The following is a 25,641-nucleotide window of genomic DNA, read 5'->3' as shown; positions in this document are numbered from 1 at the left end:
CAACCAAGCGAATGGCTTCCGCTTTTTCCTCGGCGTTAACAACCCGATATCCCATGATGCTTCCTTAGATCGACACTCCTACATCATGGTCCAAAAACATTGAGCCACAACAGCCTCGCTCCTACGGGTTTTGTGTCGGACATGATTCTGTGATCGACACTGAATTTGTAGGAGCGAGGCTTGCCCGCGAAAACGGCCTCAAAGGCACCACAAATCTGAAGGCGAGGAACGCACCATGCACACCACCATCATCATCTTCTTCGGCCTGGTCTTGCTGGCGCTGATGCTGTTCATCGGCGAGAAAATCGGTTTCCCCCGCCAAATCCTGGCCTACAGCTTTGTTGTGCTGTGGCTGGCATTGACCTTGATCAACGGCGCGGTCGGCATGGTCAACGCCGGCCAGCCGTTGAGCACGGAACTGGTGGTGGGCAGCGCCGTGTTCGGTGTCCCGGTGGCGGCGCTGGTGCTGTTCATGGTGTTGAGTACCGATACCTAGAAAGACGCGGTTCTCGATCAGCGCACCAAATGCAAAAACTGCATGTGCCGTTCGTACTGGTCAAGGATGTCGTTGATGACCTGCTCCTTGGTGTAGCCCACCAGATCATAATCCTGACTGCCCTCGCTCAAATGCACTTCGGCGCGGTGGTAACGGCGGTTGTTGAGTTGCTTGGAACCCATGCCGCCACGGGCGAAGGACGGTGTGAAATAACCGCGCATTTGCACCTGATAGACGAACGGATGCAGCTCGCCGTGGCCGATTTTCAGGCTAACGTTGTCATTGGCCGGATCGGGCTGCGTGACCACGTGCAAACCCTTCTCGACAAACACTGCCGTCACTTCCTCAATCGCCGGGCGCACCGTGGTATCGAGGAAGCGATAGACCTCATCCCGAGACGGGAAATGCACCGCCTGACTCAAACGCTGACGCCAACCGCCGCGCCGCGATCCAGACACCGGCGCGAGCGAATGCAGTTGCGCGATCTGCTTCTGCGATTCCAGGTAAAACGCCTTGTGCAGCCCCCACATCATCAGCAGCAAAATCATCGAGAACGGCAACGAAGTCAGCACCACCGCTGACTTCAACGCATCGATGCTGCCGGAGAACAGCAGCGCACTGGTCACCAGCGCCGTCATCGCGCCCCAGAACACTCGCAGCCATTTCGGCCCGTCTTCATCCGGGTTACCGCCCTTGGCCGACAATGTCGACAAAACTACAGTGCCGGAGTCGGCGGAGGTCACGAAGAATACGAAGCTGATGAACACCGTGACTGCAATCACGGTTTTGCTCCACGGGTAGGTTTCCAGCAGCAGGTACAGGGTCATCGACGGGTTTTCGATGGCCGACATGCCGAGCGCGCTCATGCCGTGGTTGAGGACTTGATCGATGGCGCTGTTGCCGAAGATCGACATCCACGCCAAGGTGAAACCAAGCGGGATCAGCAGCACGCCGAAGACGAATTCGCGGATGGTCCGGCCACGGGAAATCCGTGCGATGAACAGGCCCACGAACGGTGCCCATGCAATCCACCAGGCCCAGTAAAACACCGTCCAGCCGCCCAGCCAGTCACTGGGTTTGTCGTAGGCGTAAAGGTCGAAACTCTTCATCGGCAAGGCGCCGAGGTAGTCGCCGACGTTCTGGATCAGTGTATTGAGCAAGTGTTGGGTGGGGCCGGCGAACAACACGAACAGCAGCAGCGCACAGGCCAGCAGCATGTTGATGTCGGACATCACTCGCACGCCTTTATCGACGCCGGATACCGCGACGATGATCGCCGCGCCCATCATCAGCGTGATCAGGCCGACCTGAATCCACTGGGTGTGGGCAATGCCGAACAGATAGTCCAGGCCCGAGTTGAGGTGCAACACACCAAAGCCCATGTCGGCGCCCAGACCGAACACCGTGGCGATGATGCCGAAGCCGTCCACCGCGTAGCCGATCGGGCCGTTGATGCGCTTGCCAATCAGTGGGTACAGCGCCGAACGCAGGGCCAGCGGCAGGTTATGTCGGTAGGCGAAATAGGCCAGCGCCATGCCGACGAAGGCGAACACGCCCCAACCGTGCAGACCCCAGTGCAGAAACAGAATCTGCATTGCCTGACGCGCCGCATCCGCCGTGCCGGCCTCGCCTTGCGGCGGTTGTGCCAAGTGCGTCAGCGGTTCGGACACGCAAAAGAAAAACAGCGTGATGCTGATCCCGGCGGCGAACAGCATGCCGGCCCAGGACAGATAACTGAATTCGGGCTCGTCGTGGTCGGCACCGAGCTTGATCTTGCCGTAGCCGGACAAGGCGGTGACCACCACGAAGACCAGATACAGCGTCATCGCGAGCATGTAGTACCAGCCGACCGTATTGGCCGCCCAGTTCTGCGCTTGCAACAGCCAGGCACCGGCCTGCTCGGGTATCGCCATGACCACAACGGCGAACAACAGAATGAAGGTCGCCGCGAAGTAAAACACTGGCGGGTTCATGCGGACCAGGCCGCTTGCGGGGATGGACGGTGCACTCATGAAAGGTGCACCTCGAGGGGAGGAAACGTGGCTGTAAAAAACGGACTCAGCAAAGGCAAGCCTCCTGTTGTGAGCGGGCGGCGAACCACCGGTTTAACTTGAATGAACGTTCAAGTTAAACATGGATAGGGGGCTAAGGACTAATCGCAGGGCTCGGCGGTAGCTTTTCCTGCGCTAGTTCAAGGAAAGGTATGACGCGGGGTTTGGAGGATGATCATTCCCACGCTCTGCGTGGGAATGCAGCCCGTGACGCTCTGCGTCACAACGGGGCCAGACATTGCATCGGCGGCGGCCCTGGAACGCGGAGCGTCCCTTGATGCATTCCCACGCAGAGCGTGGGAACGATCACAGGTGAGGGACTTACTTACTTCTGCGTCCCATCATCATGCTGCAGATTCGCCTGGGTCAGGTTGCACCCCGCCGGCACGCTGCGGGTCAGCCAGACGTTGCCGCCGATAGTCGAGCCCTTGCCGATGGTGATCCGCCCCAGAATTGTCGCGCCGGCGTAGATCACCACATCGTCCTCGACGATCGGATGCCGCGGATGGCCCTTCTGCAACTGGCCGTCTTCGTCCGCCGGAAAGCGCTTGGCGCCCAGGGTCACCGCCTGATAAATCCGCACGCGCTCGCCAATGATCGCCGTCTCGCCGATCACCACGCCCGTCCCGTGATCGATAAAGAAACTGCGACCGATCTGCGCGCCCGGATGGATATCGATACCGGTTGCCGAATGGGCGATTTCCGCGCTGATCCGCGCCAGCATCGGCAACCCGGCGCGGTACAAATGGTGAGCCAGGCGATGGTGAATCACCGCCAGAATCCCTGGGTAGCAGAGCAACACTTCATCGACACTGCGCGCCGCCGGGTCGCCGTGATAGGCCGCCAGCACGTCGGTGTCCAACAGGCTGCGCAACCCCGGCAAAGCGAGGGCGAAGTCCTGAATGATCTGGATGGTTTTGGCCTCGACTTCAGTGTCGGCCTGGGCACTGTGGCGCGCGGCGTAACGCAGTTCGAGCCGCGCCTGAGCCAGCAACGCGTTCAGTGCCACGTCCAGTGTGTGGCCGACGTAGAAATCTTCACTCTCCTCGCGCAAATCCACCGGGCCCAGACGCATCGGGAACAGCGCACCGCACAAGGCTTCAAGAATGTCCGCCATGGCCGCTCGGGACGGCAACTCGCGACCGCCCTGCTCGCCGCTGGCCCGGCCGTTTTGTGCGCGCCACTGATCGCGCGCCGTACGCAGTTGGCTGACGATGGTCTGCAATTGCCAATGGCTGGAACGCTCGCTCACGGTAAAAACTCCTCACGGGCGGCCGGACTGTCTGGCCGCATTAACCGCGATTACTTTACGGCAACGGCTTGCAGCCGAATTAAGAACCAATAGTGCTGTGCTCAATACTTTTGGCTATAAGCGATTGGCAGTTGCCCCACTAAATACCCGTGCCTATAGTCCTGACATCTTCCTCCGCCAGTACGGACCCATGATCAAACAACAGCTTGCCCGCTTTAACCGCCTCGACCTGCTCGGTCATCCGACGCCCCTGGAAAAACTCGAACGCCTGTCGACCTGGCTGGGCCGGGATGTGTACGTCAAACGCGATGACCTGACGCCATTGGCACTGGGCGGCAACAAGCTGCGCAAACTCGAATACCTGGCCGCCGATGCCTTGGCCCAGGGCGCTGACACATTGATCACTGCTGGCGCGATCCAATCCAACCATGTGCGCCAGACCGCCGCCATTGCCGCCAAGCTTGGCCTGGGCTGCGTGGCACTGCTGGAAAATCCGCTCGGTACCGACGACAGCAACTACGTCGGCAATGGCAATCGGCTGTTGCTGGACCTGTTCGATGCCAAGGTCGAGTTGGTGGAAAACCTCGACAATGCCGACGAGCAATTGGAAGCGCTGGCCAGGCGTCTGCGCAGCAACGGCAAAAAACCGTATCTGGTGCCGATTGGTGGCTCGAATGCATTGGGCGCTTTGGGATATGTCCGTGCAGGCCTGGAACTGGCTGAACAGATCAAGGACACCGGGCTGAATTTCGCCGCCGTGGTGCTGGCGTCCGGCAGTGCAGGCACCCACAGCGGCCTGGCGCTGGCATTGAGCGAAGCACTGCCGGATTTGCCAGTGATCGGCGTCACCGTTTCCCGTAGCGATGAAGCTCAGCGACCGAAAGTCCAGGGTCTCGCCGAGCGCACGGCCGAACTCCTGGGCGTGAGCCTGCCGAAGCATTTCAAAATCGAACTGTGGGACGAATATTTCGGCCCGCGTTATGGCGAGCCGAATGCCGGGACATTGTCGGCGCTGAAGCTGCTGGCGAGTCAGGAAGGGTTGTTGCTGGATCCGGTGTATACCGGCAAGGCCATGGCCGGTTTGCTCGACGGCATCGGGCGCCAGCGCTTCAATGACGGCCCGATCATCTTCCTGCACACCGGTGGGGCGCCGGCGTTGTTTGCCTACAGAGACTTTCTATAACTGATCGTACGCTGAATGATCGTTCCCACGCTCCGCGTGGGAATGCAGCCCGTGACGCTCTGCGTCACTGGACGCGGAGCGTCCCTAGAGGCATTCCCACGCAGAGCGTGGGAACGATCAGGAAGATGCCTGGCATATCTTAAAAAAGAATAACAAACTTAATATTTAGTATTTTCCTATCTAAAGGCAACATCATATAGTCACGCCGCAGGCGAATTTGCAGCAAGACGCATAAGCTGCTTTAGGGCAGGATATCGCAGTCGTTCAAATCCCGAATTTGCCAACTTTCCTTAAGCGTGTTCCATAAGAAAACACAGGGGCTTGTCATGAATTTTTCCGCACTACGTCGAAATCTGCTAGTGGGTTCGCTGGGCCTGGCACTGAGCGCCGGCCTGCTGGGGCAGGCGGTTGCCGGTGAGCAATTGCAACAAATCAAGGACAAAGGCGTTATCAACGTCGGTCTGGAAGGCACTTATCCACCGTTCAGCTTCGTCGACGAGGCCGGCAAACTGAGCGGCTTCGAAGTCGAGTTCTCCGAAGCCTTGGCCAAAGAGCTTGGCGTGAAGGTCAAACTGCAGCCGACCAAATGGGAAGGCATCCTCGCAGCCCTGGAATCCAAGCGTCTGGACGCGGTGATCAACCAAGTGACCATCACCGAAGAGCGCAAGAAGAAGTACGACTTCTCCACGCCTTACACCGTTTCCGGGATTCAGGCGCTGACCCTGACCAAAAACAAAGACACCATCAAGACCGCCGCCGATCTGGCCGGCAAGAAAGTCGGCGTAGGTCTGGGCACCAACTATGAGCAGTGGGTGAAAGCCAATGTGCCTACGGCTGACGTGCGCACCTACGAAGATGACCCGAGCAAGTTCCAGGATCTGCGCGTCGGCCGCATCGACGCCATTCTGATCGACCGCCTGGCCGCGCTGGAATATGCCAGGAAGGCCAAGGATACCGCCGCCGCTGGCGAAGCGTTCTCCCGCCAGGAAGCCGGTATTGCCCTGCGCAAAGGCGAGCCTGAGCTGCTGGCTGCGGTGAACAAAGCCATCGACAAGCTGCGTGCCGACGGTACGCTGAAAAAGCTGTCGGAAAAATACTTCAGCGCTGACGTCACTCAATAATGGGAGAAGCTTTCCAACTCGCGCTGGACTCCGCGCCCTTTCTGCTCAAGGGCGCGTACTACACGGTCATCCTGAGCCTGGGCGGAATGTTCTTCGGCCTGCTGATGGGCTTCGGCCTGGCGTTGATGCGGCTGTCGCGCTTTAAACTGGTGAGCTGGATCGCCCGCGTCTACGTGTCGTTCTTTCGCGGCACGCCGTTGCTGGTGCAATTGTTCGTGATCTATTACGGCTTGCCGCAATTGGGTATCGAGCTTGATCCGCTGCCGGCGGCCCTGATCGGCTTCTCGCTGAACATGGCTGCATACGCCTGCGAAATCCTGCGTGCCGCGATCAGCTCCATCGAACGCGGCCAGTGGGAAGCCGCCGCCAGTATCGGCATGACCCGCGCGCAAACCCTGCGCCGGGCCATCCTGCCGCAAGCGGCGCGCACGGCATTGCCACCTTTGGGCAACAGCTTTATCTCGCTGGTCAAGGACACTGCTTTGGCAGCCACCATTCAGGTGCCGGAACTGTTCCGCCAAGCGCAGCTGATCACCGCCCGTACCTTCGAAATTTTCACCATGTATCTTGCCGCCGCGCTGATCTACTGGGTTCTGGCGACTGTACTGTCGCACCTGCAGAACCAATTGGAAGCGCGGGTCAATCGGCATGACCAGGAGTCCTGACCCAATGATTGTCGTGGAAAAACTGACAAAGCAGTTCAAGGGTCAGGTGGTGCTCAATGGCATCGATCTGCAAGTGAAGGAAGGCGAGGTGGTGGCGATCATCGGCCCCAGCGGCTCGGGCAAGACCACCTTCCTGCGTTGCCTGAATTTTCTCGAGGAGCCTAGCAGCGGCCGGATCAAGGTCGGCGATATCGAGATCGATGGCAGCCGTCCCCTGAACCAGCAGCAGAGCCTGGTGCGGCGCTTGCGCCAGCACGTGGGTTTCGTGTTCCAGAACTTCAATCTGTTCCCCCATCGCACGGCCCTGGAAAACGTCATCGAAGGCCCGTTGGTGGTGAAAAAGATCCCACGCGCCGAAGCCGTTGCCCTGGGTAAAAAGCTATTGGCCAAGGTTGGCCTGGCGGGCAAGGAAGACGCTTACCCGCGACGCCTCTCCGGGGGTCAGCAACAGCGTGTGGCGATTGCCCGGGCGCTGGCAATGGAACCGGAAGTGATCCTGTTCGATGAACCGACCTCGGCGCTGGACCCGGAACTGGTGGGCGAAGTGTTGGCGACCATCCGCGGCCTGGCCGAGGAGAAACGCACCATGGTGATCGTCACTCACGAAATGGGCTTTGCCCGGGACGTGGCCAACCGCGTGGTGTTTTTCGATAAAGGTGTGATCGTCGAACAAGGCGAAGCCAAGGCGCTGTTTGCTAACCCGAAAGAAGAACGGACGAAGCAATTTCTCAGCAAATTCCTTAATAACGCTTAGTACTGCCCCTCCCTCGAAAGCTGTCAACTTCCACGGATGGAAGTGGCACTTGCCCTAACTTTAAGATCCTGTATCAGCCTTCCGCGACTTACTTGAGTCGCGCGCATTATAGATAATTCCCCACCCTCTCATGCGGTACATATATAAGTCCTGCAACAGATTCATACTGCCTGGCACTCATAAAACCCCTGGCCATTCTTCGTCAACGGGTTGCTGCCTCCTGGACGTCAAACACCCTAAATACAGGGCTAAATTCGACAGTGCAGTATGGTTTATTAACTGCACTGCGTAGGAGATTTCTGAATAAACAAGGAACCAACCTTTAACTATCCAGCGCTATTGACACTGACTGGAGCGCACTCTTATCTAGTTCCCAACAGACACTCAACCCTTATTGAAACTCACAAATACTTAATCGTTTTGTTGCTTGGTAATTCACGCCTTTCGATCTTTCAGAAATGGACTTCGCGGCAAGGCTTCAAGGAGAGAAACCCATGACAAGCACTTCGAAAAAATCCGTACTTGCAGCCCCCACCCTGGCGCAAAGCCACAAGGCCGGTATCAACATCACCTCGGCCGCTCATCTTATGATCGACGTGCCACCCTACCCCGGCATGGACGAAGGCGATCTGATCGAGCTGTTCTGGAACAACTGCTACGTGGCCTCCAGCCTATTGGGGGCCGACCATGACAGCCAAGCCGTGAGCCTGCGGGTGCCGGAAAGCTTCATTGCCAATGGTTCTGCCCGCGTCCATTACAAGGTCATGCAGGTGGGGCAAGGGGCCGCGGTATCACCGGCGACTCGTGTACAGATCAAGCTCGATTGCCCGGGCGGCCTGCTGCTTTGCGATGAGGAAAACCAGAGCCTGGCGCCCGTATTCATCCCTGAGACCATTCGTCGTCAGGGGGTCAATCCGAACCAGGTCAAACGTGGTGTGCCATTGACCATCGAGCCTTATCTGAACATGGCCGTCGACGACGAAATCACCCTGCGCTGGGGCGATGTGCGCATGGACCTGCCCAAACTCAAAGCGTGCGATGTGGGTCAGCCGATTCAGGTCTGGGTACCACCGGCAATCATTGTCGAAGCCGGCGAAGATCTTCGACTGGAAGTGACCTACTGCATCCTCGACCGCGTGGGTAACAACTCGCGGTGGGCACCGGCACGCACGCTGAAGATCGGCTGTGCCAATCCCTATTTGAAGGCCCGGCCAAAGGAGATACTCATGGCCGCCGAACCCCGCAAACACTGAGATCCCTGCGTTCGACTGTAGGAGCGAAGCTTGCTCGCGAAGAACGATAACGCGGTGCGTCAGAACTGACGCCTTCGCGGGCAAGCCTCGCTCCTACAGAAGCCGAACGCAGACTTCGCCAGCTGCATGAATCTGTAACACCCCTTCTATGCATATTCCTAAAAGTTAGTTCATAAATCATTTATACACGTTTAGGGTATATAGACCGGACCACCGGACATTCGTATTTTTTATTCGCCGCAACCTGCGGCGCTTCCATGAAATGTGAGGTAGGTATGGTCCGGAACACAATCACCCCAGTGCAAATCGCCAGGGCATTGCGTGCAGCCAAGGAGCGGCACTGATGTCCAGTCTGGCAGATGCAATCGTCCAGAGTGATCTGGACATCGCCCCATTGTTGTTGCCCGCGCAGGTCTTGCGCAACGACGCACAAGCCATCGAGGCTGCCCATGAGCTGGCGCAAGTCGCCCGCCTGCAAGCCGCCAAACGTGACCAGCAGCGCAAGTTGCCGTGGTCGGAAATCGAACAGTTCACCCGCAGCGGCCTGGGCAGCATTGCCATCCCGCGAGAGTACGGTGGCCCGCAGGTTTCATTCGTCACCTTGGCCTCGGTATTCGCGATCATTTCCGCGGCCGACCCGGCTTTGGGGCAGATCCCGCAGAACCAGTTCGGCATTCTCAACCTGATACTCGGCAGCGCCACCGAGTCGCAGAAAAAACAGCTGTTCAAAAGCGTGCTCGAAGGCTGGCGCATCGGTAATGCGGGACCGGAGCGCGGGACTAAAAACACCCTGGAGCTCAAGGCACGGATTACTGCAGACGGCGATGGCTTTGTCATCAACGGGCAGAAGTTCTATTCCACCGGCGCCCTGTTCGCCCACTGGGTCGCCGTCAAGGCGCTGAACGACGACGGCAAGCAAGTGCTGGCCTTCGTCCGTCGTGGCACACCGGGGCTGCGCATCGTTGATGACTGGTCGGGTTTCGGCCAGCGCACCACCGCCAGCGGCACCCTTTTGCTCAACAACGTGCGGGTTGACGCCGAGCTAGTGGTGGATAACTGGAAGATCAACGACAGCCCGAATATTCAGGGTGCCGTGTCGCAATTGATTCAAGCCGCCATCGACGCCGGCATTGCCCGCGGTGCCATCGATGACGCTATCGAGTTCGTGAAAACGCGTGCACGGCCGTGGATCGACGCCAAGGTCGAGCGGGCCAGCGACGACCTCTACGTGATCGCCGATATCGGCAAGCTGAAAATCGAACTGCACGCCGCCGAAGCACTGCTGCGCAAGGCTGGGCAAGTACTCGATCAGGTCAACGCCGCGCCGCTCACCGCCGAGTCCGCTGCGCGCGCTTCGATTGCCGTGGCGGAAGCCAAAGTGCTGACCACCGAGATCTCGCTGCTGGCCAGCGAAAAACTCTTCGAACTGGCCGGCAGCCGCGCGACCCTCGCCGAATTCAACCTCGATCGCCATTGGCGCAATGCCCGGGTGCACACGCTGCACGATCCGGTGCGCTGGAAATATCACGCGGTTGGCGCCTATCACCTCAACGGCGCATTACCGGCCCGCCATTCCTGGATTTAACAACCATGACTCTTTCTCACCACGTCGCGGTCATCACCAGCGATGAGCAAGCCCTGATCGTCGCCAATGACCTAGCCGACGATTTCAAACGTGACAGCGCTCTGCGCGACCGCGAACGTCGTTTGCCGCTCCCGGAACTGGAAGTGTTTTCCCGCTCGGGTCTTTGGGGCATCAGCGTGCCAAAAGAATACGGCGGCGCCGGGGTTTCCAACGTCACCCTGGCCAAGGTCATCGCGCTGATCGCCCAGGCCGACGGCTCTCTCGGACAAATTCCGCAGAACCATTTCTATGCCCTCGAAGTGCTGCGCGTGAACGGCACCGATGAGCAGAAAAAACGTCTCTACGCCGAAGTATTGGCCGGTCAGCGCTTCGGCAATGCACTCGCGGAACTGGGCACAAAAACCGCCCATGATCGCGTCACCCGCCTGACTCGCGATGGCAACGGCTACCGCATCAACGGTCGCAAGTTCTACGCCACCGGCGCGATTTACGCGCAACGCATTCCGACATCAGTCGTGGACCAAAACGGTGTGCAGCAACTGGCCTTCGTCCCGCGCAATAGCAAAGGCCTGACGGTGATCGACGACTGGAGCGGCTTCGGCCAGCGCACCACCGGCAGCGGTTCGGTGGTGTTCGAGGATGTCTGCGTTACTGTCGAGGATGTAATCCCGTTTCAAAGCGCCTTCGAACGCCCGACCACCGTCGGCCCGCTGGCGCAGATTCTCCACGCCGCCATCGACACCGGCATCGCCCGCGCCGCTTACGAAGATGCCCTGCATTTTGTGCGCACCAAGACCCGGCCGTGGATTGATTCCGGCAACGACAAAGCCACCGAAGACCCGCTGACGATCAAGAGTTTTGGCCACCTGGCGATTCGTCTGCACGCCACCGAAGCCTTGCTGGAACGCTCCGGCGAATTCCTCGACCAGGCTCAGGCCGACACCAATGCCGAGACTGTCGCCGCGGCGTCAATTGCGGTTGCCGAAGCGCGGGCCATCAGCACCGAAATCTCCCTCGCCGCCGGCAGCACGTTGTTCGAACTGGCCGGCAGCCAGGCGACCTTGATCGAACATGGTCTGGATCGCCACTGGCGCAACGCACGGGTACATACCCTGCATGACCCGGTGCGTTGGAAATATCATGCGGTGGGCAATTACTACCTCAACGATGAAAACCCGCCGTTGCGGGGGACCATCTGATGACCGATGCCAAAAAGAAAATCCTGCTCAATGCCTTCAACATGAATTGCATCGGGCACATCAACCATGGCTTGTGGACGCATCCACGAGACACGTCGACCCAATACAAAACCATCGAATACTGGACCGAACTGGCACAGCTGCTGGAACGCGGATTGTTCGACGGTCTGTTCATCGCCGACATCGTCGGCGTGTACGACGTCTACCAAAACTCGGTGAACGTGCCGCTCAAAGAGTCGATCCAGTTGCCGGTCAACGACCCGCTGCTGCTGGTCTCGGCCATGGCAGCGGTCACCAAAAACCTCGGCTTCGGCCTGACCGCTAACCTGACCTACGAACCGCCGTACCTGTTCGCCCGACGCCTGTCGACGCTTGATCATCTGAGCCGTGGGCGGGTCGGCTGGAACATCGTCACCGGCTACCTCGACAGCGCCGCCAAGGCTATGGGTCTGAGCGAACAGGTGGAACACGACCGGCGTTACGACCAGGCCGACGAGTACCTGCAAGTGCTCTACAAACTCTGGGAAGGCAGTTGGGAAAACGACGCGGTGCTCAACGACCGCGAACAGCGGATCTACGCCCAGCCAGACAAAGTGCACAAGGTCGAGCACAAGGGCGAGTTCTATCAGGTCGAGGGTTATCACCTCTGCGAACCGTCGCCGCAACGCACGCCGGTGCTGTTCCAGGCCGGCAGTTCCGATCGCGGTTTACAGTTCGCCGGTCGGCATGCTGAGTGTGTGTTCATCAGCGGCCAGAACAAACCGGCGACCCGGGTTCAGGTGGACAAGGTTCGCGCCAGCGCCGTCGAAGCCGGGCGCAATCCTTGGGATATCAAGGTGTTCATGGGCTTGAACGTGATCGTCGGTGAGACAGAAGAGCTGGCCTGGAAGAAGCACGCTGAGTACCTGAGCTACGCCAGTGCCGAGGCTGGCGTGGCGCATTTTTCGGCGTCGACGGGGATCGATTTTTCCGAGTACGAACTCGACGAACCGATCCAGTACGTGAAGAGCAACGCCATCCAGTCCGCCACCAAGAACCTGCAAAACAACGACTGGACCCGCCGCAAACTGCTGGAACAACACGCCCTCGGTGGCCGCTACATCACCGTGGTCGGCTCGCCGCAGCAGGTGGCTGACGAACTGGAATCGTGGATCGCCGAAACCGGGCTTGATGGTTTCAATCTGACGAGAATTGTCACGCCGGAAAGCTATGTGGATTTCATCGATTTGGTGATCCCCGAGTTGCAACGGCGTGGGTCATACAAGATCGCTTACGACAGCGGCAGCCTGCGAGAAAAACTGTTTCACGGCGAGGCGCATTTGCCTGAGCAACACACCGGATCCCACTACCGACACTAACCCCCTACCCTGATCGTTCCCACGCTCTGCGTGGGAATGCAGCCAGTGACGCTCTGCGTCATCACCGCAGGGACGCGGAGCGTCCCGGGAGGCATTCCCACGCGGAGCGTGGGAACGATCGGCCTTAACTTGACTGGAAAACTCATCATGAAAAAGACCTACCTCTCTCACCCAGTCAAAGCACTGGCCCTGGCCCTCGGCCTCTTCAGCTCCATCACCTTCGCCGCCGACGCGCCACTGAAAGTCGGTACCACCGCCGCCTTCGCCATCCCCCTGGAAGCCGCAGTAGAAGAAGCCAACAAACAAGGCCTGAACGTCGAACTGGTGGAGTTCAGCGACTGGATCGCCCCCAACGTCAGCCTCGCCTCGGGCGACATCGACGTGAACTATTTCCAGCACATCCCGTTCCTGGAAAACGCCAAGGCCGCCGCCGGTTTTGACCTGGTGCCGTTCGCCCCGGGCATCATCAACAACGTCGGTCTCTACTCGAAGAAATACAAAAGCTTCGACGCGCTGCCCGAAGGCGCCAGCGTGGCCATCGCCAACGACCCGATCAACAGTGGTCGCGGCCTGCAACTGCTGGCCAAGGCCGGGTTGATCACGCTCAAACCGGGTGTCGGCTACAAGGCCACCGAAGAAGACATCATCGCCAACCCGAAGAAAATCAAAATCCTTCAAGTCGAAGCCGTGCAACTGGTGCGCGCCTACGACGACGCCGATCTGGTCCAGGGTTACCCGGCCTACATTCGCCTGTCGAAGACCTTCGATGCCAGCTCCGCCCTGCTGTTCGATGGTCTCGATCACAAGGAATACGTGATCCAGTTCGTGATCCAGCCGAAAAGCAAAACCGACCCACGTCTGATCAAGTTCGTCGACATCTACCAGCATTCGCCAGCCGTTCGCGCGGCACTGGATAAAGCCCACGGCAAGCTCTATCAAGCCGGTTGGGAAAGCTGAGTATGACGGCCGCGATCCAACGGCGACTGGAGCTTCCGGAGCCCCATAACGCCACACAAACCGAACTGCACCCAGACCTCAATCGCGCCCACGTGCGCTTCATCGGCCTGGGCAAAACCTACAACGGCCAGCAAGGTCCCGTGGCGGCCTTGCACGGCATTGACCTGGCGATCCAGCGCGGCGAAGTGTTCGGCATCATTGGTCGCAGTGGCGCCGGCAAGTCGTCGCTGATCCGCACCATCAACCGCCTCGAACAACCGAGCAGCGGACGGGTGCTGATCGATCAGGTGGACATCGGCGAGTTCGATGAAGACCGCTTGGTGGCGCTACGACGGCGGATCGGCATGATCTTTCAGCACTTCAATCTGATGTCAGCGAAGACGGTTTGGCAGAACGTCGAATTGCCGCTGAAAGTCGCCGGCGTGCCCAAGGAGCAGCGCGAGCGCAAAGTCCGCGAACTGCTGGAACTGGTGGGCCTGCAGGAGAAGCACAAAGCCTACCCAGCGCAACTGTCCGGCGGGCAGAAGCAGCGCGTCGGCATCGCCCGCGCGCTGGTGCATGACCCGGAAATTCTGCTGTGTGACGAGGCGACGTCGGCGCTGGATCCGGAGACCACGCAATCGATCCTCGGCCTGTTGCGCGAGATCAATCAGCACCTGGGCCTGACCATCGTATTGATCACCCACGAGATGGCGGTGATCCGCGATATCTGTGATCGGGTGGTGGTGCTGGAACACGGGCGAATCGTCGAGCAAGGGCGGGTCTGGGAAGTATTCGGCAACCCGCAACATGAGGTCAGCAAGACCTTGCTCGCGCCGCTGCAACATGGGCTGCCGGAAGAACTGCAAAGCCGCTTGCGGGCGCAGCCGCAGTCTTCGGACGCCGCCGTGGTGCTGCGTTTGCAATTCACCGGCAGCGCGAGTGACGAGCCAGACCTGGCGGCACTGTTCAGCGCCCTCGGTGGCCGCGTGCGCTTGCTGCAAGGAGGCGTGGAACGGATTCAGGGGCATGCGCTCGGGCAATTGCTGCTGGCGGTGACCGGTTCATCCCTCGGCGCCGAGGAATTGCGTCAGCGCGCTGGCAACTGGGCGCAACAGGTGGAGGTGCTGGGTTATGTGGTTTGATCGGTTGCTTCAGGGTTTTATCGACACGTTTTTGATGGTTGGAGTGTCGTCACTGATCGCCTTGTTGGCGGGCATTCCGCTGGCGGTGATTCTGGTCACCAGTTCCAAGGGCGGGATCTACGAAGCACCGGCGCTGAACCGCGCATTGGGCGCGTTCGTGAATCTGTTTCGCTCGATTCCGTTTTTGATTTTGATGGTGGCGCTGATTCCGTTTACCCGGTTGATCGTCGGCACCACTTACGGTGTTTGGGCGGCCGTGGTGCCGTTGACTATCGCTGCCACGCCGTTCTTTGCGCGGATTGCCGAAGTCAGTTTGCGCGAGGTCGACCATGGACTGATTGAGGCGGCGCAGGCGATGGGCTGCCGACGCTGGCATATCGTCTGGCATGTGCTGCTGCCCGAAGCGCTGCCGGGAATTGTTGGCGGGTTCACGATTACGTTGGTGACGATGATCAACTCATCAGCCATGGCCGGGGCAATTGGTGCGGGTGGGCTGGGCGACATTGCTTATCGGTATGGGTATCAGCGCTTTGATAGCCAGATCATGTTGACGGTGATTGTGTTGCTGGTGGTGTTGGTGGCGGTGATTCAGTTGGGTGGGGATCGGTTGGCGCGGGGGTTGAACAAGCGCTGAGGGCGATGCAGGTCGCAGGCTTTTGTGACGAGGGAGCTTGCTCCCTCGCCACAGAAAAGCTTTCTCACCAGAAGTATTGTCTCTAGCGCCTGGGGAACATTTCGCACAGAAAAATCAGAGTGCCAGCAGGCCTGATCCCTTTTCTTTGCAGGACATTTCCTAGATCATTCCGCTCGCTTGCGCCTGCCAAATTCCGTGGCTAGTCTCGGTCCGTCACTGCTCATCAGTGATCGGGTTTAGTAGCCCGGAACAATAGGCGCATAGCAATTCCATGCTCATGTCCGGCAATTTTGGCCGCATGCAGAATATGGTGGCTGTGCGTGGGGCATCTTCGGGTGCACCGGTTTTCCTATTGACCGGCCTACTAACCTGCGCACAGCCGCCACCCAATCGTTTAGTAGGCGATAAGTGATGGCTCCCATGTAGTAATAGGAGCAACACATGAAAAAATCCGTACCCGATCCACCTCCCGAAAACCCCACCAACGAAACCGCCACTGAAGACCCGCTCCGGGATCGATCGGCGCTCTACCGTGCGATTGATTTCTACCTCACCGGCGATCAGCCCTCAGCGCCCGATGAATTTCGCTTCTACAACGTCAGCAAAGACGTGAGCTTCGAGGATACCCAGCTCTACGTCGCTGATCTGCTGCGCTGCGCCTCGGTCACGGCGTATCAGTGTGGCGATCAACTCAAGGGCGCCGATCGGGCATTGGTGTTTTCCGTTTGGCATTTGCTGGAGATTGCCAAGGCGATGGTTGATCGGTCCATCGAATGTCTGGGGATGAAACAGAGCTGAGTCTGGCTGAAGTCATTGGTCGTCAGTGATACCGCTTTCGCGAGCAAGCCCGCTCCCACATTTGATCTTCGGTGAACATGGAATTTGTGTTCGGCGCGATCCAGTGTGGGAGCGGGCTTGCTCGCGAATGGCTGCGCAGCAGCCCCCGGCGTCATGGCGTATATTCGACGTATCCCAATTGCCTGCGCAGCCGACCATGAAACAGACTCCCGCCGATCTGGAGCAGATCACCTCCACCACGCTGGGCCATTACAACGCGGTGGCCGAAGACTTCCGTGAAGGCACTCGCGATCACGATGTCAGCCAGAACATCGATGCCCTGTTGCGGCATATTCAGGGTGAGGCGCCGTTCACCCTTCTCGACTTCGGCTGCGGCCCCGGTCGTGACCTGAAAACCTTCACGCGCATGGGCCATACCGCCGTCGGCCTAGACGGCTCGGAAAAGCTTGCGCAGATGGCCCGAGAGGACAGTGGTTGCGAAGTCTGGCAGCAGGACTTTCTGAAACTCGATCTGCCGTCCGAGCGGTTTGACGGGATTTTTGCCAATGCGGTGCTGTTCCACATCCCTAGTCAGGAATTGCCTCGGGTGTTGAAGCAGCTGCGCGAGGCGTTGAAGCCGGGTGGGGTTTTGTTCAGTTCCAATCCGCGTGGGGAGAATCAGGAAGGCTGGAACGGGCCGCGTTATGGGGCGTATTACGATCTTCAGGCGTGGCAGAAGTTGCTGACCGAGGCGGGGTTTGTGGAGCTGGAGCATTACTACCGGCCGGCGGGGCTGCCGCGGGAGCAGCAGCCTTGGTTGGCGAGTGTTTGGCGTCGAGTCGACTGATCGTTCACATGCTCTGCGTGGGAATGCCTCTCGGGACGCTCTGCGTCCCTGCAGCTGTGACGCAGAGCGTCACTGGCTGCATTCCCACGCGGAGCGTGGGTACGATCATTAGGCAGACTTCGGTTCGCGGATTTTGTACCAGGCCACATACAGCGCCGGTAAAAACAGCAGCGTCAGCAACGTGGCGATGATGATCCCGCCAATCATCGCGTAGGCCATCGGCCCCCAGAACACTTCCCGGGCAATCGGGATCATCCCCAGGCTCGCCGCCGCCGCCGTCAACAAAATCGGTCGGCGCCGATGCTCCGTGGCCTGCACCACCGCATCCCACGGTGTGTAGCCGCTCTTTTCAAAAGAGTCGATCTGGGTCACCAGAATCACTGAGTTGCGGATGATGATGCCGATCAACGCCAGAATCCCGAGGATCGCCACGAAGCCCATGGGCGTACCCGTCGGGATCAGCGCAAGCACCACGCCGATCAACCCGAGCGGCGCGACGCTGGCCACCAGGAACAGCTTCTGCACGCTGTGCAACTGGATCATCAGGAAGGTCGCCATCAAAAACAGCATCAACGGCACGACCTTGGCAATCGGCCCCTGAGCCTTGCCGCTTTCCTCCACGGTACCGCCGGTGGCGACTTTGTAGCCCACCGGCAAACCGGCGGCGAATTTGTCGATGTCCGGTTGCAGCTGTTGCACCAGGTCGGTCGGCTGAATCTCGTCGCGAACCGCGGCCTTGATGGTGATGGTCGGTTTGCGATCACGACGCCACACCAGCGGTTGCTCGAGTTCATACCGCACGGTGGCAAATGCCAGCAGCGGAATCGACGTGCCGCCGGGGGTGACGATCTGCAAATTCTGCAAGGTTTCCGGACTGCCGCGCTCGGCATCTTCAGCGCGGCCGACCACGTCGATTAGGTAGATATCGTCATCGACCTGCGTCACCGGCGAGCCGACGACGATGCTGTTCATCAGGTTCGCCACGTCTTCCGACGACAACCCCAGTTGCCGTGCCTTGTCCTGGGCGATGTCGATGCGCAGCACTTTGCCCGGTTCGTTCCAGTCGTAAATGATCTCGCCGATGTGCGAGTTCTTATCCAGTTCAGTGGCCAGGGCAATGGCGTGTTTGCGCACCTGATCAATGTCCTTGCCGCTGACCCGATACTGAATCGGCCGTCCCACCGGCGGGCCCATTTCCAGGGCCTGGACGTAACTGCCGACACCGACGAACTCTTCACGCAAGCGCTTTTGCAAACGAGCACTCAAGGCCGCGCGTGACTCGCCTTTGCTGACGATCACCAGTTGCGCGTAGTACGGGTTCTGTAATTGCTGGTCGAGAGGCAAGTAAAAACGGATCGCGCCCTCGCCGATGTAGGTGCTCCAGCGCACGATGTCCGGGTCATCTTTGAGCGTTGCTTCGAGCTTATTAACGACCATGCGGGTTTCGGCAATCGAGGCGTTTTGCGGCAGGTTCAGGTCGACAAGGATTTCCGGGCGGTCCGAGGACGGGAAGAACTGGTTCTGCACGAACTGCATGGAAAACACCGAGAGCACAAACAGCGCCACGGTGATGCCGATGGCCCACCAGCGATTGCGCATGGCCCAGAGCAGACCACCATTGAACGCCCGACCGATACGCCCTGGCTCTGCGTCGTGAGGCTTCACCTTGGCGCTCAGAATGTGCACGCCGAGCACCGGGGCGAACAGCACGGCGACGATCCATGACACCAGCATGGCCACCGCGATCACCGCGAACAGGGTGAAGGTGTACTCACCGGCGGAGCTGGCGTTCAAGCCGATCGGCACGAAACCGGCGACGGTGACCAACGTGCCTGTGAGCATCGGGAATGCCGTCGAGGTGTAGGCGAAGGTCGCCGCCTGTTCTTTGGTTTCGCCCATTTCCAGGCGCGTGACCATCATCTCGACCGTGATCATCGCGTCGTCCACCAGCAGGCCGAGGGCGATGATCAACGCACCGAGGGAAATCCGCTGCATGGTGATGCCGCTGTACTCCATGAAGAGGAAAACCATCGCCAGCACCAACGGAATCGAACACGCCACCACCAATCCGGCGCGTACACCGAGACTGACGAAGCTGACAATCAGTACGATCACCACCGCTTCGAACAACGCACTGGTGAAGCCGCCGACGGCTTCTTCCACCACTACAGCCTGGTCGGAAACGGTGTGTACACCGACGCCCACCGGCAGGTCCGCCGTCAGCTCATCCATGCGCAGGTGCAGCGCCTTGCCGAAGTCTTGAATGTTGCCGCCCTTTTTCATGGCGATCGCCAGGCCGATGGCTGGCTGACCGTTAAAGCGAAACTCCGGGGTCGACGGATCGACGTAGCCACGGCTGATGTTGGCGATGTCGGCCAGTCGGTAGAAGCGGTCGTTGAGCTTCAGGTTAACGTTGGCCAGATCTTTCTCAGAGGCAAATTGCCCCGAGGTCCGCACCGAAATCCGCTCCGGACCGGCCTCGATCACCCCGGCCGGGGTCACGGCATTCTGCGATTGCAGGGTCTGCACCACCTCGCGCCGATCAATGCCGAGGGCGGCCAGTTTGCGGGGGGAGAAGTTCAGGTAAAGGACTTCATCCTGCTCGCCGACCATCTCGACCTTGCCCAGACCCGGGACTTCGCGGATCTCGGCACGCACCTGTTCCACGTAGTCGCGCAACTGACGCATCGACAGGCCGTCGGAGGTAAAGGCATACACCGAACCGAACACGTCGCCGAACTCATCGTTGAAACCTGGGCCTTGCAGGCCCTGCGGGAACTCGCCACGGATGTCGTTGATCTTCTTGCGCACCTGGTACCAGATCTGCGGGATGTCCTTGGCACTGGTGGTGTCGAGCAGGTTAACGAAGACCGTCGATTCGCCGGGGCGGGTATAGCTTTTCACGTAGTCGAGCGAGTCGAGTTCTTCGAGTTTTTTCTCGATCCGGTCAGTGACTTGCTTGAGGGTTTCTTCCTGGGTCGCGCCGGGCCAGCGGGTCTGGATCACCATGGTTTTGATGGTGAACGAAGGGTCTTCTTCGCGGCCCAGGTTCAGGTACGAGAACACGCCCATCAGCAGCGCGACGAACATCAAATACCAGACAAACGACTGATGCTTGAGGGCCCATTCGGATAAGTTGAAACTCCCTTTCATTGCGGGCTGTCCTCGTCAATTTTCACTTTCTGCCCCGGTTTGAGACTGTTCACACCCGCGCTGACTACCCGCTCGCCGGACTTCACGCCATTGGCCAGGACTACCGTGCCATTGGTTCGGCTGATCAGGCTGACCTCCCGTGGAGAAACGGTTTGCGTCTGCGGATCGACGATCCAGATGCGCAGTTTTCCATCCACCTCTTGCAGCGCGCTCACCGGCAGTTCGAGGCGCGGTTTGATCGCAGAGCTGAGCGTCACGCTGATCGCCGTGCCGAGGCGAAAGCCCGGTGGCGTATCGGTCAGGGTCAACCGAGCGCGACGGGTACGGGTTGCGCTTTGGGCCTGGGGTTCGATTTCGCGCACGATGGCAGTGCTGGTGATGCTCGGGTCCAGTTGCGAGGCGACCTGGAACACCACATCGGCCGGCAACCGATCGACCAGGGTGTCGGGCAAGTCGATCACCGCTTCCTTGATGTCCGGCTGCGCCAGGGTCACCACTTGCTGGCCGGCCGTGACCACTTGCCCGGCCTCGGCATTCCACGCGGTAACGACGGCTTTGTGATCGGTGCGCAACTCGATGTAATCGAGTTGGTCTTGCGCCTGTTTCACGGCGGCCCGGGCTTGATCGAGAGAGGCCTGGGTGGTTTTCAGATCGGTCTGGGCGATGTCCAGTTGTGCCTGCGCGCCAACCCCGCGATTGAACAATTCCTGCTGACGCCGGGCGTTGGCCTGAGCGTTGATGAGCTGCGCCTGAACGCGGGCCAGATCGCCCTGAGCCGAGCGCAACTGGTTCTGTTGATCGGAGGGGTCGAGAGTGGCGAGTAAGGCGCCCTTCTGGACCTCGGCGCCGACATCGACGTTACGGCTGGCGATACGCCCCGGCACCCGGAAACCGACGTTGCTTTCGTAACGGGCCTGGATGCTGCCGGCGAACCGGCCGAGGTCTTCTTGATTGAGTGCTTTCACCTCCACGGACAGCACCGGCCGAACCGGTTCTGGCGGCGCTTCCTCGTTGGAGCAGGCGAGCAGTAATGCAGCGGCGGATAACAGCAACAGGCGCTTCATGGCTGAGCTCCTGTCATTGGCGTCTTATAGGTGTTTTCAACGATCTCCACCCGCACGCCCGGATGCAGTAATTGGCCGCCGGCGGTGACGACTTTTTCGCCACCGTTGAGGCCGGCGCTGACGATGACTTTGCCGGTCAGATAACGGCCGACCGCGACCGTATGCAACTGCGCCTTGCCCTCGGCATCCACCAGCCACACAGCCGGTTCACTGACGTTTTTGGTCAGGGCCGACCAGGGCAGTTCCACCGCGGTTTTGCCGACTGGCTTGGCGGTGGCGCTCACCACCGAACCGAGTTGCATGCCCTCGGGAAGATTGTCCAGAGTGACTTTGACTTGCACCGTGCCAGTTTGCGCGGACACTGCCGGCGTGACTTCCCGAACGGTGCCCGTGGTTTTGATTTTCGGGTTATCGAGCAGGCTGACCACAATCGATCTATCCGACGGCGGCTCGGCCAACAGCGATTCATAAACGTTGAACACCGCATCACGCTCGCCGTCCCGGGCCAGGCTGAAAATCGGCACCGTGGCTTGCACCACTTGGCCGACTTCGGCCTGGCGCGCGGTAATCACCCCCGGCGCATCGGCAATCAACGCGGTATAGCTCAGTTGATCACGGGCGTTGGCCAATTGCGCTTGAGCAGCGGTCAGCGCGCTCTGGCTGCTGCGCAAGGCGGCTTGGGCGGAGTCGTATTCGCTCTGGCTGGTGTAGCCCTTGGGCAGGAGTTTTTGTTGGCGAACGAAGGCCGCGGCGGTTTGTTTGACCCGGGCCTGTTCGGCCACGACCTGAGCCTGGGCCGAATCGACAGTGGTTTGCAGGTCTTTTGGATCGAGTTTGGCCAGCACTTGTTTGGCCGAAACCCGGTCACCGACATCGACCATGCGCTGGATGATCTTGCCGCCCACGCGGAACGACAATTCGGTTTGTACCCGGGCCTGGACGTCGCCGGTCAGAGTCACCGCGGCGGCGTAATCCGATGGCTTGACCTCTTGCACGAAGACTTTGGGGCGGTCCTTCTCGACGGGCTTCTTATCGCCGCAGGCGGTCAGCAAGGCGATGAGGCTCAAGCCAACCATTAATTTCAATCCGGGACCCGCCATGCAGACTCCTTTGCGTTGTGCGAACGTGCCAGCGACGATACGACTGAGAGCTTAGATCAGGGTTCCACGTCTGCACGAGCGATCCTTATACTCCATTGATCGTTCCCACGCTCCGCGTGGGAACGCCGCCATGGACGCTCTGCGTCCACTGTGACGCGGAGCGTCACGGGATGCATTCCCACGCGGAGCGTGGGAACGATCAATGAGGAACTCATGCTCAAAACCCTCGCGGTGGCCAATTACCGCTCGATCAATAAATTGGTAATTCCGTTGGGTCGGTTGAACCTGATCACCGGTCCCAACGGCAGCGGCAAATCCAACCTCTACCGCGCCTTGCGCCTGCTGGCGGAAACCGCTCAGGGCGGGGTGGTCAACGCGTTGGCCCGTGAGGGTGGGCTGGATTCGACGTTCTGGGCCGGGCCTGAAAATATCAGCCGACGCATGCGCAATGGTGAAGTCCCGGTCGAGGCTACGGTGAGACACGGCGTCAAACGCCTGCGGCTAGGGTTTGCCGGTGAGGATTTCAGCTATTCGATCAGCCTCGGGCTGCCCGACTCCAACGGCCACTTCATGCTGCCCGAACACAGTTCACCTATTCCGTCACGCTTCAACCTCGATCCGCAAATCAAGCGTGAATGCGTTTGGGCCGGGCCGATTTATCGGCCGGCCAGCCTGCTGGTGGATCGCGACGGCCCAATGATCCGTGCCCGAGCCAATCGCAGCTGGGACGTCTTGGCCCAGCACACGCCGAACTTCGACAGCCTGTTCGATCAGGTCGGCAGTTTGCGTTCTTCGCCGGAGGTTCTGGAATTACGCGAGTTCATCCGTCGCTGGCGCTTCTACGATCACTTTCGCAGTGACACCGATGCACCGGTTCGCCAACCGCAACTGGGCACCCGCACGCCGGTGCTGCACCACGACGGTCGCGACCTGGCGGCAGCCTTGCAGACCATCATCGAAATCGGCGACCCCGAAGCCTTGCAGGCGGCTATCAGCGATGCCTTTCCCGGCGCGCGACTGAACATCGAACCGCTGCAAGGTGGACGGTTTGCGATCGAGTTTTATCAGGAAGGGTTGTTGCGACCGTTGTCCGCCGCCGAATTGTCGGACGGGACGTTGCGCTATCTGCTGCTGGTCGCGGCATTGCTGACACCTAGGCCGCCGACGTTGATGGTGTTGAACGAGCCGGAAACCAGTCTGCATCCAGACCTGTTGCCGGCGTTGGCGCGGTTGATTATTCGAGCGTCCGGGCAGTGTCAGGTGTGGGTGGTGTCCCATGCGCGGCGGTTGATTTCAGCGTTGCAACAAGACCCGGAATGCAACTGCATTGTGCTGGAAAAGAATTTCGGCCAGACCGGGATGGTCGGGCAACGGATGCTGGATGAGCCGGCGTGGAATTGGCCGGACTGAGACACTGATCGTTCCCATGCTCTGCGTGGGAATGCAGCCAGTGACGCTCTGCGTCACAGCCGCAGGGACGCGGAGCGTCCCGAATTGACATCACGCAAAAAACTATCCTGCGAATTTGCGGCGGCAGTGGAAGACGACTATTTTCCTTTGCGCTGTAGGAAGGCTCTTTTTTTCAGAATACCCCTCCAAGGACGAGCAGCTTTTGGCCACACTCCCCGGCCGAACCATCACATGGAAGAGAACAATGGCTGACGTAAACGTGCCACAGCGGCTGGATCCGCAAGACATCGTGAAATTGCTGGTGGCGTTGCGCAAGGCGTTGAAGACGCAGCCTCTGTAGGAGCGAGCTTGCTCGCGAAAGCGGATTTTCAGGCAACATCAATGTTGACTGTACCGTCGTCTTCGCGGGCAAGCCCGCTCCTACAGAATTACGCTACGATCACGCCGACGCTATCGAAAGCCGTCGGCGTTGAAACCTTGAAGAGGCTCGTTACTCCATCGATCAGAACGCCGGCAGTACCGCGCCGCTGTATTTCTTGTCGATGAACGCCTTCACTTCCGGGCTGGTCAGGGCTTTGGCCAATTTCTGGATAGCAACGCTGTCCTTGTTGTCCGGGCGAGCCACCAGGAAGTTCACATAAGGCGAATCGGCACCTTCGATCACCAGCGCGTCTTTAGCCGGGTTCAGACCCGCATCCAGCGCGTAGTTGGTGTTGATCATGTCCAGGTCGACCTGGTCCAGAACACGCGGCAGCATGGCTGATTCCAGTTCCTTGAACTTGAAGTTGTGCGGGTTCTTGGCAATGTCTTTCGGGGTGGCCACGGCGTTTTTCGGGTCTTTCAACTCGATCAGGCCGGCCTTCTGCAGCAGGATCAGCGCACGGCCGCTGTTGCTGCCTTCGTTCGGGATGGCGATGGTTGCGCCGTCTTTCAGCTCAGACAGGCTTTTGACTTTCTTCGAGTAGCCGCCGAAAGGTTCGACATGCACACCGATCACGGTCACCAGATTAGTGCCTTTGCCTTCGTTGAAGTTTTTCAGGTATGGCAGGGTCTGGAAGTAGTTGGCGTCCAGACGCTTCTGGTCGACCTGCACGTTCGGCTGAACGTAATCGGTGAAAACTTTGATCTCCAGGTCCACGCCTTCCTTGGCGAGGGTTGGCTTGATCAGTTCAAGAATTTCGGCGTGTGGAACCGGGGTCGCCGCAACCACCAGTTTCTCGCCAGCCTGGGCCAGGCCCGCGCTCAGGGCAGCCGCCAATGCGGTGAACAACAGAACCTTTTTCATGCAGTGTCCTTATCGAAAAATCACGGTCGTCATCGAAGCGACGGCTAAATGTTTGTATGCCAGTGAAGTGCTATCGCTGGCGTGACGCGGACAATACCGGGATTTTTTATTCCCGAACAATATCTTTTATTCACTTTCATATTCCATTTTGTTCATACAGATCCAACTCGCACAAAACCCTGTAGGAGCGAAGCTTGCTCGCGAAGCAGGCGACTCGGTCTGCCTGGGAGGACGCCTTCGCGAGCAAGCTTGAACTGGTCAAGTAAATCCGGACACCGGTTACGGTGTTTATGCCGCTTTTAGCTCCATAGCTATTGGCGACAGGTAGTTGTTGTAGCTGTGGAGCCTGGTGCGGTTGTAATACATGAAGAAA

At 59.3% G+C, this 25,641-nt stretch carries 21 protein-coding genes; 15 read left to right on the top strand and 6 right to left on the bottom strand.

Going from position 1 to position 25,641, the window contains the following annotated elements; all coding sequences use genetic code 11:
- Positions 1 to 235: 235 nt before the first annotated feature.
- Complete coding sequence (locus MEB48_RS28170; RefSeq protein WP_095054437.1) at positions 236 to 496, top strand: hypothetical protein; 261 nt, start codon at positions 236 to 238, stop codon at positions 494 to 496.
- Between the two features lie 17 nt (positions 497 to 513).
- On the opposite strand, the gene betT is transcribed toward MEB48_RS28170, so the two are convergent.
- Complete coding sequence (gene betT / locus MEB48_RS28165) at positions 514 to 2,469, bottom strand: choline transporter BetT (protein ID WP_237886991.1); 1,956 nt, start codon at positions 2,467 to 2,469, stop codon at positions 514 to 516.
- Positions 2,470 to 2,872: 403 nt separating this feature from the next.
- A complete protein-coding gene (epsC, locus tag MEB48_RS28160) occupies positions 2,873 to 3,799 on the bottom strand; it encodes a serine O-acetyltransferase EpsC (protein WP_030128481.1) in 927 nt (308 codons plus the stop codon).
- A gap of 190 nt (positions 3,800 to 3,989) precedes the next feature.
- On the opposite strand from epsC, the gene MEB48_RS28155 reads away from it, so the two are divergent.
- The 13 genes from MEB48_RS28155 to MEB48_RS28095 all read left to right on the top strand — a co-directional run bounded on the left by MEB48_RS28155 (position 3,990) and on the right by MEB48_RS28095 (position 17,256).
- On the top strand, positions 3,990 to 4,982 hold the full coding sequence (locus tag MEB48_RS28155) for a D-cysteine desulfhydrase (protein WP_237886990.1): 993 nt from the start codon (positions 3,990 to 3,992) through the stop codon (positions 4,980 to 4,982).
- A 326-nt stretch (positions 4,983 to 5,308) separates the two neighbouring features.
- The gene (gene tcyJ, locus MEB48_RS28150) at positions 5,309 to 6,103 is read left to right on the top strand and encodes a cystine ABC transporter substrate-binding protein (RefSeq protein ID WP_237886989.1); all 795 of its coding nucleotides are present in this window, start codon (positions 5,309 to 5,311) and stop codon (positions 6,101 to 6,103) included.
- Positions 6,103 to 6,768 (top strand): cystine ABC transporter permease, encoded by a 666-nt coding sequence (gene tcyL / locus MEB48_RS28145; RefSeq protein ID WP_052962896.1) that lies wholly within the window; start codon positions 6,103 to 6,105, stop codon positions 6,766 to 6,768. The genes tcyJ and tcyL overlap by 1 nt, the downstream gene beginning before the upstream one ends.
- A 4-nt stretch (positions 6,769 to 6,772) precedes the next feature.
- On the top strand, positions 6,773 to 7,522 hold the full coding sequence (tcyN, locus tag MEB48_RS28140; RefSeq protein ID WP_008068688.1) for an L-cystine ABC transporter ATP-binding protein TcyN: 750 nt from the start codon (positions 6,773 to 6,775) through the stop codon (positions 7,520 to 7,522).
- Positions 7,523 to 8,016: 494 nt separating this feature from the next.
- A complete protein-coding gene (locus MEB48_RS28135) occupies positions 8,017 to 8,775 on the top strand; it encodes a hypothetical protein (protein ID WP_237886988.1) in 759 nt (252 codons plus the stop codon).
- 343 nt (positions 8,776 to 9,118) lie between these two features.
- Positions 9,119 to 10,360, top strand: a complete 1,242-nt coding sequence (locus tag MEB48_RS28130; RefSeq protein ID WP_237886987.1) for an SfnB family sulfur acquisition oxidoreductase — start codon at positions 9,119 to 9,121, stop codon at positions 10,358 to 10,360.
- A 5-nt stretch (positions 10,361 to 10,365) separates the two neighbouring features.
- A complete protein-coding gene (locus MEB48_RS28125) occupies positions 10,366 to 11,559 on the top strand; it encodes an SfnB family sulfur acquisition oxidoreductase (RefSeq protein ID WP_237886986.1) in 1,194 nt (397 codons plus the stop codon).
- Entirely contained in the window at positions 11,559 to 12,917 is a 1,359-nt protein-coding gene (locus MEB48_RS28120) for an LLM class flavin-dependent oxidoreductase (protein ID WP_237886985.1), read from the top strand. The genes MEB48_RS28125 and MEB48_RS28120 overlap by 1 nt, the downstream gene beginning before the upstream one ends.
- A gap of 147 nt (positions 12,918 to 13,064) precedes the next feature.
- Entirely contained in the window at positions 13,065 to 13,874 is an 810-nt protein-coding gene (locus MEB48_RS28115) for a MetQ/NlpA family ABC transporter substrate-binding protein (protein ID WP_237886984.1), read from the top strand.
- 2 nt (positions 13,875 to 13,876) lie between these two features.
- Complete coding sequence (locus tag MEB48_RS28110; RefSeq protein WP_237886983.1) at positions 13,877 to 14,998, top strand: methionine ABC transporter ATP-binding protein; 1,122 nt, start codon at positions 13,877 to 13,879, stop codon at positions 14,996 to 14,998.
- A complete protein-coding gene (locus MEB48_RS28105; RefSeq protein ID WP_030128490.1) occupies positions 14,988 to 15,632 on the top strand; it encodes a methionine ABC transporter permease in 645 nt (214 codons plus the stop codon). Before MEB48_RS28110 ends, MEB48_RS28105 begins: the two co-directional genes overlap by 11 nt.
- A gap of 441 nt (positions 15,633 to 16,073) precedes the next feature.
- Positions 16,074 to 16,430: a DUF6124 family protein gene (locus MEB48_RS28100; protein ID WP_237886982.1), complete on the top strand. Its 357-nt coding sequence runs from the start codon at positions 16,074 to 16,076 to the stop codon at positions 16,428 to 16,430.
- 196 nt (positions 16,431 to 16,626) lie between these two features.
- Positions 16,627 to 17,256, top strand: coding sequence for a class I SAM-dependent methyltransferase (locus tag MEB48_RS28095; protein WP_237886981.1), 630 nt, complete (start codon positions 16,627 to 16,629; stop codon positions 17,254 to 17,256).
- 108 nt (positions 17,257 to 17,364) lie between these two features.
- On the opposite strand, the gene MEB48_RS28090 is transcribed toward MEB48_RS28095, so the two are convergent.
- The 3 genes from MEB48_RS28090 to MEB48_RS28080 are packed head-to-tail and all read right to left on the bottom strand — an operon-like array spanning position 17,365 to position 22,573.
- On the bottom strand, positions 17,365 to 20,409 hold the full coding sequence (locus MEB48_RS28090) for an efflux RND transporter permease subunit (protein WP_237886980.1): 3,045 nt from the start codon (positions 20,407 to 20,409) through the stop codon (positions 17,365 to 17,367).
- Entirely contained in the window at positions 20,406 to 21,473 is a 1,068-nt protein-coding gene (locus tag MEB48_RS28085) for an efflux RND transporter periplasmic adaptor subunit (protein WP_237886979.1), read from the bottom strand. The genes MEB48_RS28090 and MEB48_RS28085 overlap by 4 nt, the downstream gene beginning before the upstream one ends.
- Positions 21,470 to 22,573, bottom strand: a complete 1,104-nt coding sequence (locus MEB48_RS28080) for an efflux RND transporter periplasmic adaptor subunit (RefSeq protein ID WP_237886978.1) — start codon at positions 22,571 to 22,573, stop codon at positions 21,470 to 21,472. Before MEB48_RS28080 ends, MEB48_RS28085 begins: the two co-directional genes overlap by 4 nt.
- 213 nt (positions 22,574 to 22,786) lie before the next feature.
- On the opposite strand from MEB48_RS28080, the gene MEB48_RS28075 reads away from it, so the two are divergent.
- Complete coding sequence (locus MEB48_RS28075; RefSeq protein WP_237886977.1) at positions 22,787 to 23,983, top strand: AAA family ATPase; 1,197 nt, start codon at positions 22,787 to 22,789, stop codon at positions 23,981 to 23,983.
- 502 nt (positions 23,984 to 24,485) lie between these two features.
- On the opposite strand, the gene MEB48_RS28070 is transcribed toward MEB48_RS28075, so the two are convergent.
- A complete protein-coding gene (locus tag MEB48_RS28070) occupies positions 24,486 to 25,268 on the bottom strand; it encodes a MetQ/NlpA family ABC transporter substrate-binding protein (protein ID WP_237886976.1) in 783 nt (260 codons plus the stop codon).
- Positions 25,269 to 25,641 lie beyond the last annotated feature (373 nt).

It is taken from the genome of Pseudomonas sp. PGPR40, assembly GCF_022014505.1.
Classification (GTDB): Bacteria; Pseudomonadota; Gammaproteobacteria; order Pseudomonadales; family Pseudomonadaceae; genus Aquipseudomonas.
This window is presented reverse-complemented; position numbering and strand designations above follow the sequence as displayed.

Excerpts from the sequence above, each read along its gene's own strand:
- MEB48_RS28170 (WP_095054437.1), top strand. The coding sequence starts at position 236 with ATGCACACCACCATCATCATCTTCTTCGGCCTGGTCTTGCTGGCGCTG.
- betT (WP_237886991.1), bottom strand. The coding sequence starts at position 2,469 with ATGAACCCGCCAGTGTTTTACTTCGCGGCGACCTTCATTCTGTTGTTC.
- MEB48_RS28155 (WP_237886990.1), top strand. The coding sequence starts at position 3,990 with ATGATCAAACAACAGCTTGCCCGCTTTAACCGCCTCGACCTGCTCGGT.
- tcyJ (WP_237886989.1), top strand. The coding sequence starts at position 5,309 with ATGAATTTTTCCGCACTACGTCGAAATCTGCTAGTGGGTTCGCTGGGC.
- tcyL (WP_052962896.1), top strand. The coding sequence starts at position 6,103 with ATGGGAGAAGCTTTCCAACTCGCGCTGGACTCCGCGCCCTTTCTGCTC.
- tcyN (WP_008068688.1), top strand. The coding sequence starts at position 6,773 with ATGATTGTCGTGGAAAAACTGACAAAGCAGTTCAAGGGTCAGGTGGTG.
- MEB48_RS28135 (WP_237886988.1), top strand. The coding sequence starts at position 8,017 with ATGACAAGCACTTCGAAAAAATCCGTACTTGCAGCCCCCACCCTGGCG.
- MEB48_RS28130 (WP_237886987.1), top strand. The coding sequence starts at position 9,119 with ATGTCCAGTCTGGCAGATGCAATCGTCCAGAGTGATCTGGACATCGCC.
- MEB48_RS28125 (WP_237886986.1), top strand. The coding sequence starts at position 10,366 with ATGACTCTTTCTCACCACGTCGCGGTCATCACCAGCGATGAGCAAGCC.
- MEB48_RS28120 (WP_237886985.1), top strand. The coding sequence starts at position 11,559 with ATGACCGATGCCAAAAAGAAAATCCTGCTCAATGCCTTCAACATGAAT.
- MEB48_RS28115 (WP_237886984.1), top strand. The coding sequence starts at position 13,065 with ATGAAAAAGACCTACCTCTCTCACCCAGTCAAAGCACTGGCCCTGGCC.
- MEB48_RS28110 (WP_237886983.1), top strand. The coding sequence starts at position 13,877 with ATGACGGCCGCGATCCAACGGCGACTGGAGCTTCCGGAGCCCCATAAC.
- MEB48_RS28105 (WP_030128490.1), top strand. The coding sequence starts at position 14,988 with ATGTGGTTTGATCGGTTGCTTCAGGGTTTTATCGACACGTTTTTGATG.
- MEB48_RS28100 (WP_237886982.1), top strand. The coding sequence starts at position 16,074 with ATGAAAAAATCCGTACCCGATCCACCTCCCGAAAACCCCACCAACGAA.
- MEB48_RS28095 (WP_237886981.1), top strand. The coding sequence starts at position 16,627 with ATGAAACAGACTCCCGCCGATCTGGAGCAGATCACCTCCACCACGCTG.
- MEB48_RS28090 (WP_237886980.1), bottom strand. The coding sequence starts at position 20,409 with ATGAAAGGGAGTTTCAACTTATCCGAATGGGCCCTCAAGCATCAGTCG.
- MEB48_RS28085 (WP_237886979.1), bottom strand. The coding sequence starts at position 21,473 with ATGAAGCGCCTGTTGCTGTTATCCGCCGCTGCATTACTGCTCGCCTGC.
- MEB48_RS28080 (WP_237886978.1), bottom strand. The coding sequence starts at position 22,573 with ATGGCGGGTCCCGGATTGAAATTAATGGTTGGCTTGAGCCTCATCGCC.
- MEB48_RS28075 (WP_237886977.1), top strand. The coding sequence starts at position 22,787 with ATGCTCAAAACCCTCGCGGTGGCCAATTACCGCTCGATCAATAAATTG.
- MEB48_RS28070 (WP_237886976.1), bottom strand. The coding sequence starts at position 25,268 with ATGAAAAAGGTTCTGTTGTTCACCGCATTGGCGGCTGCCCTGAGCGCG.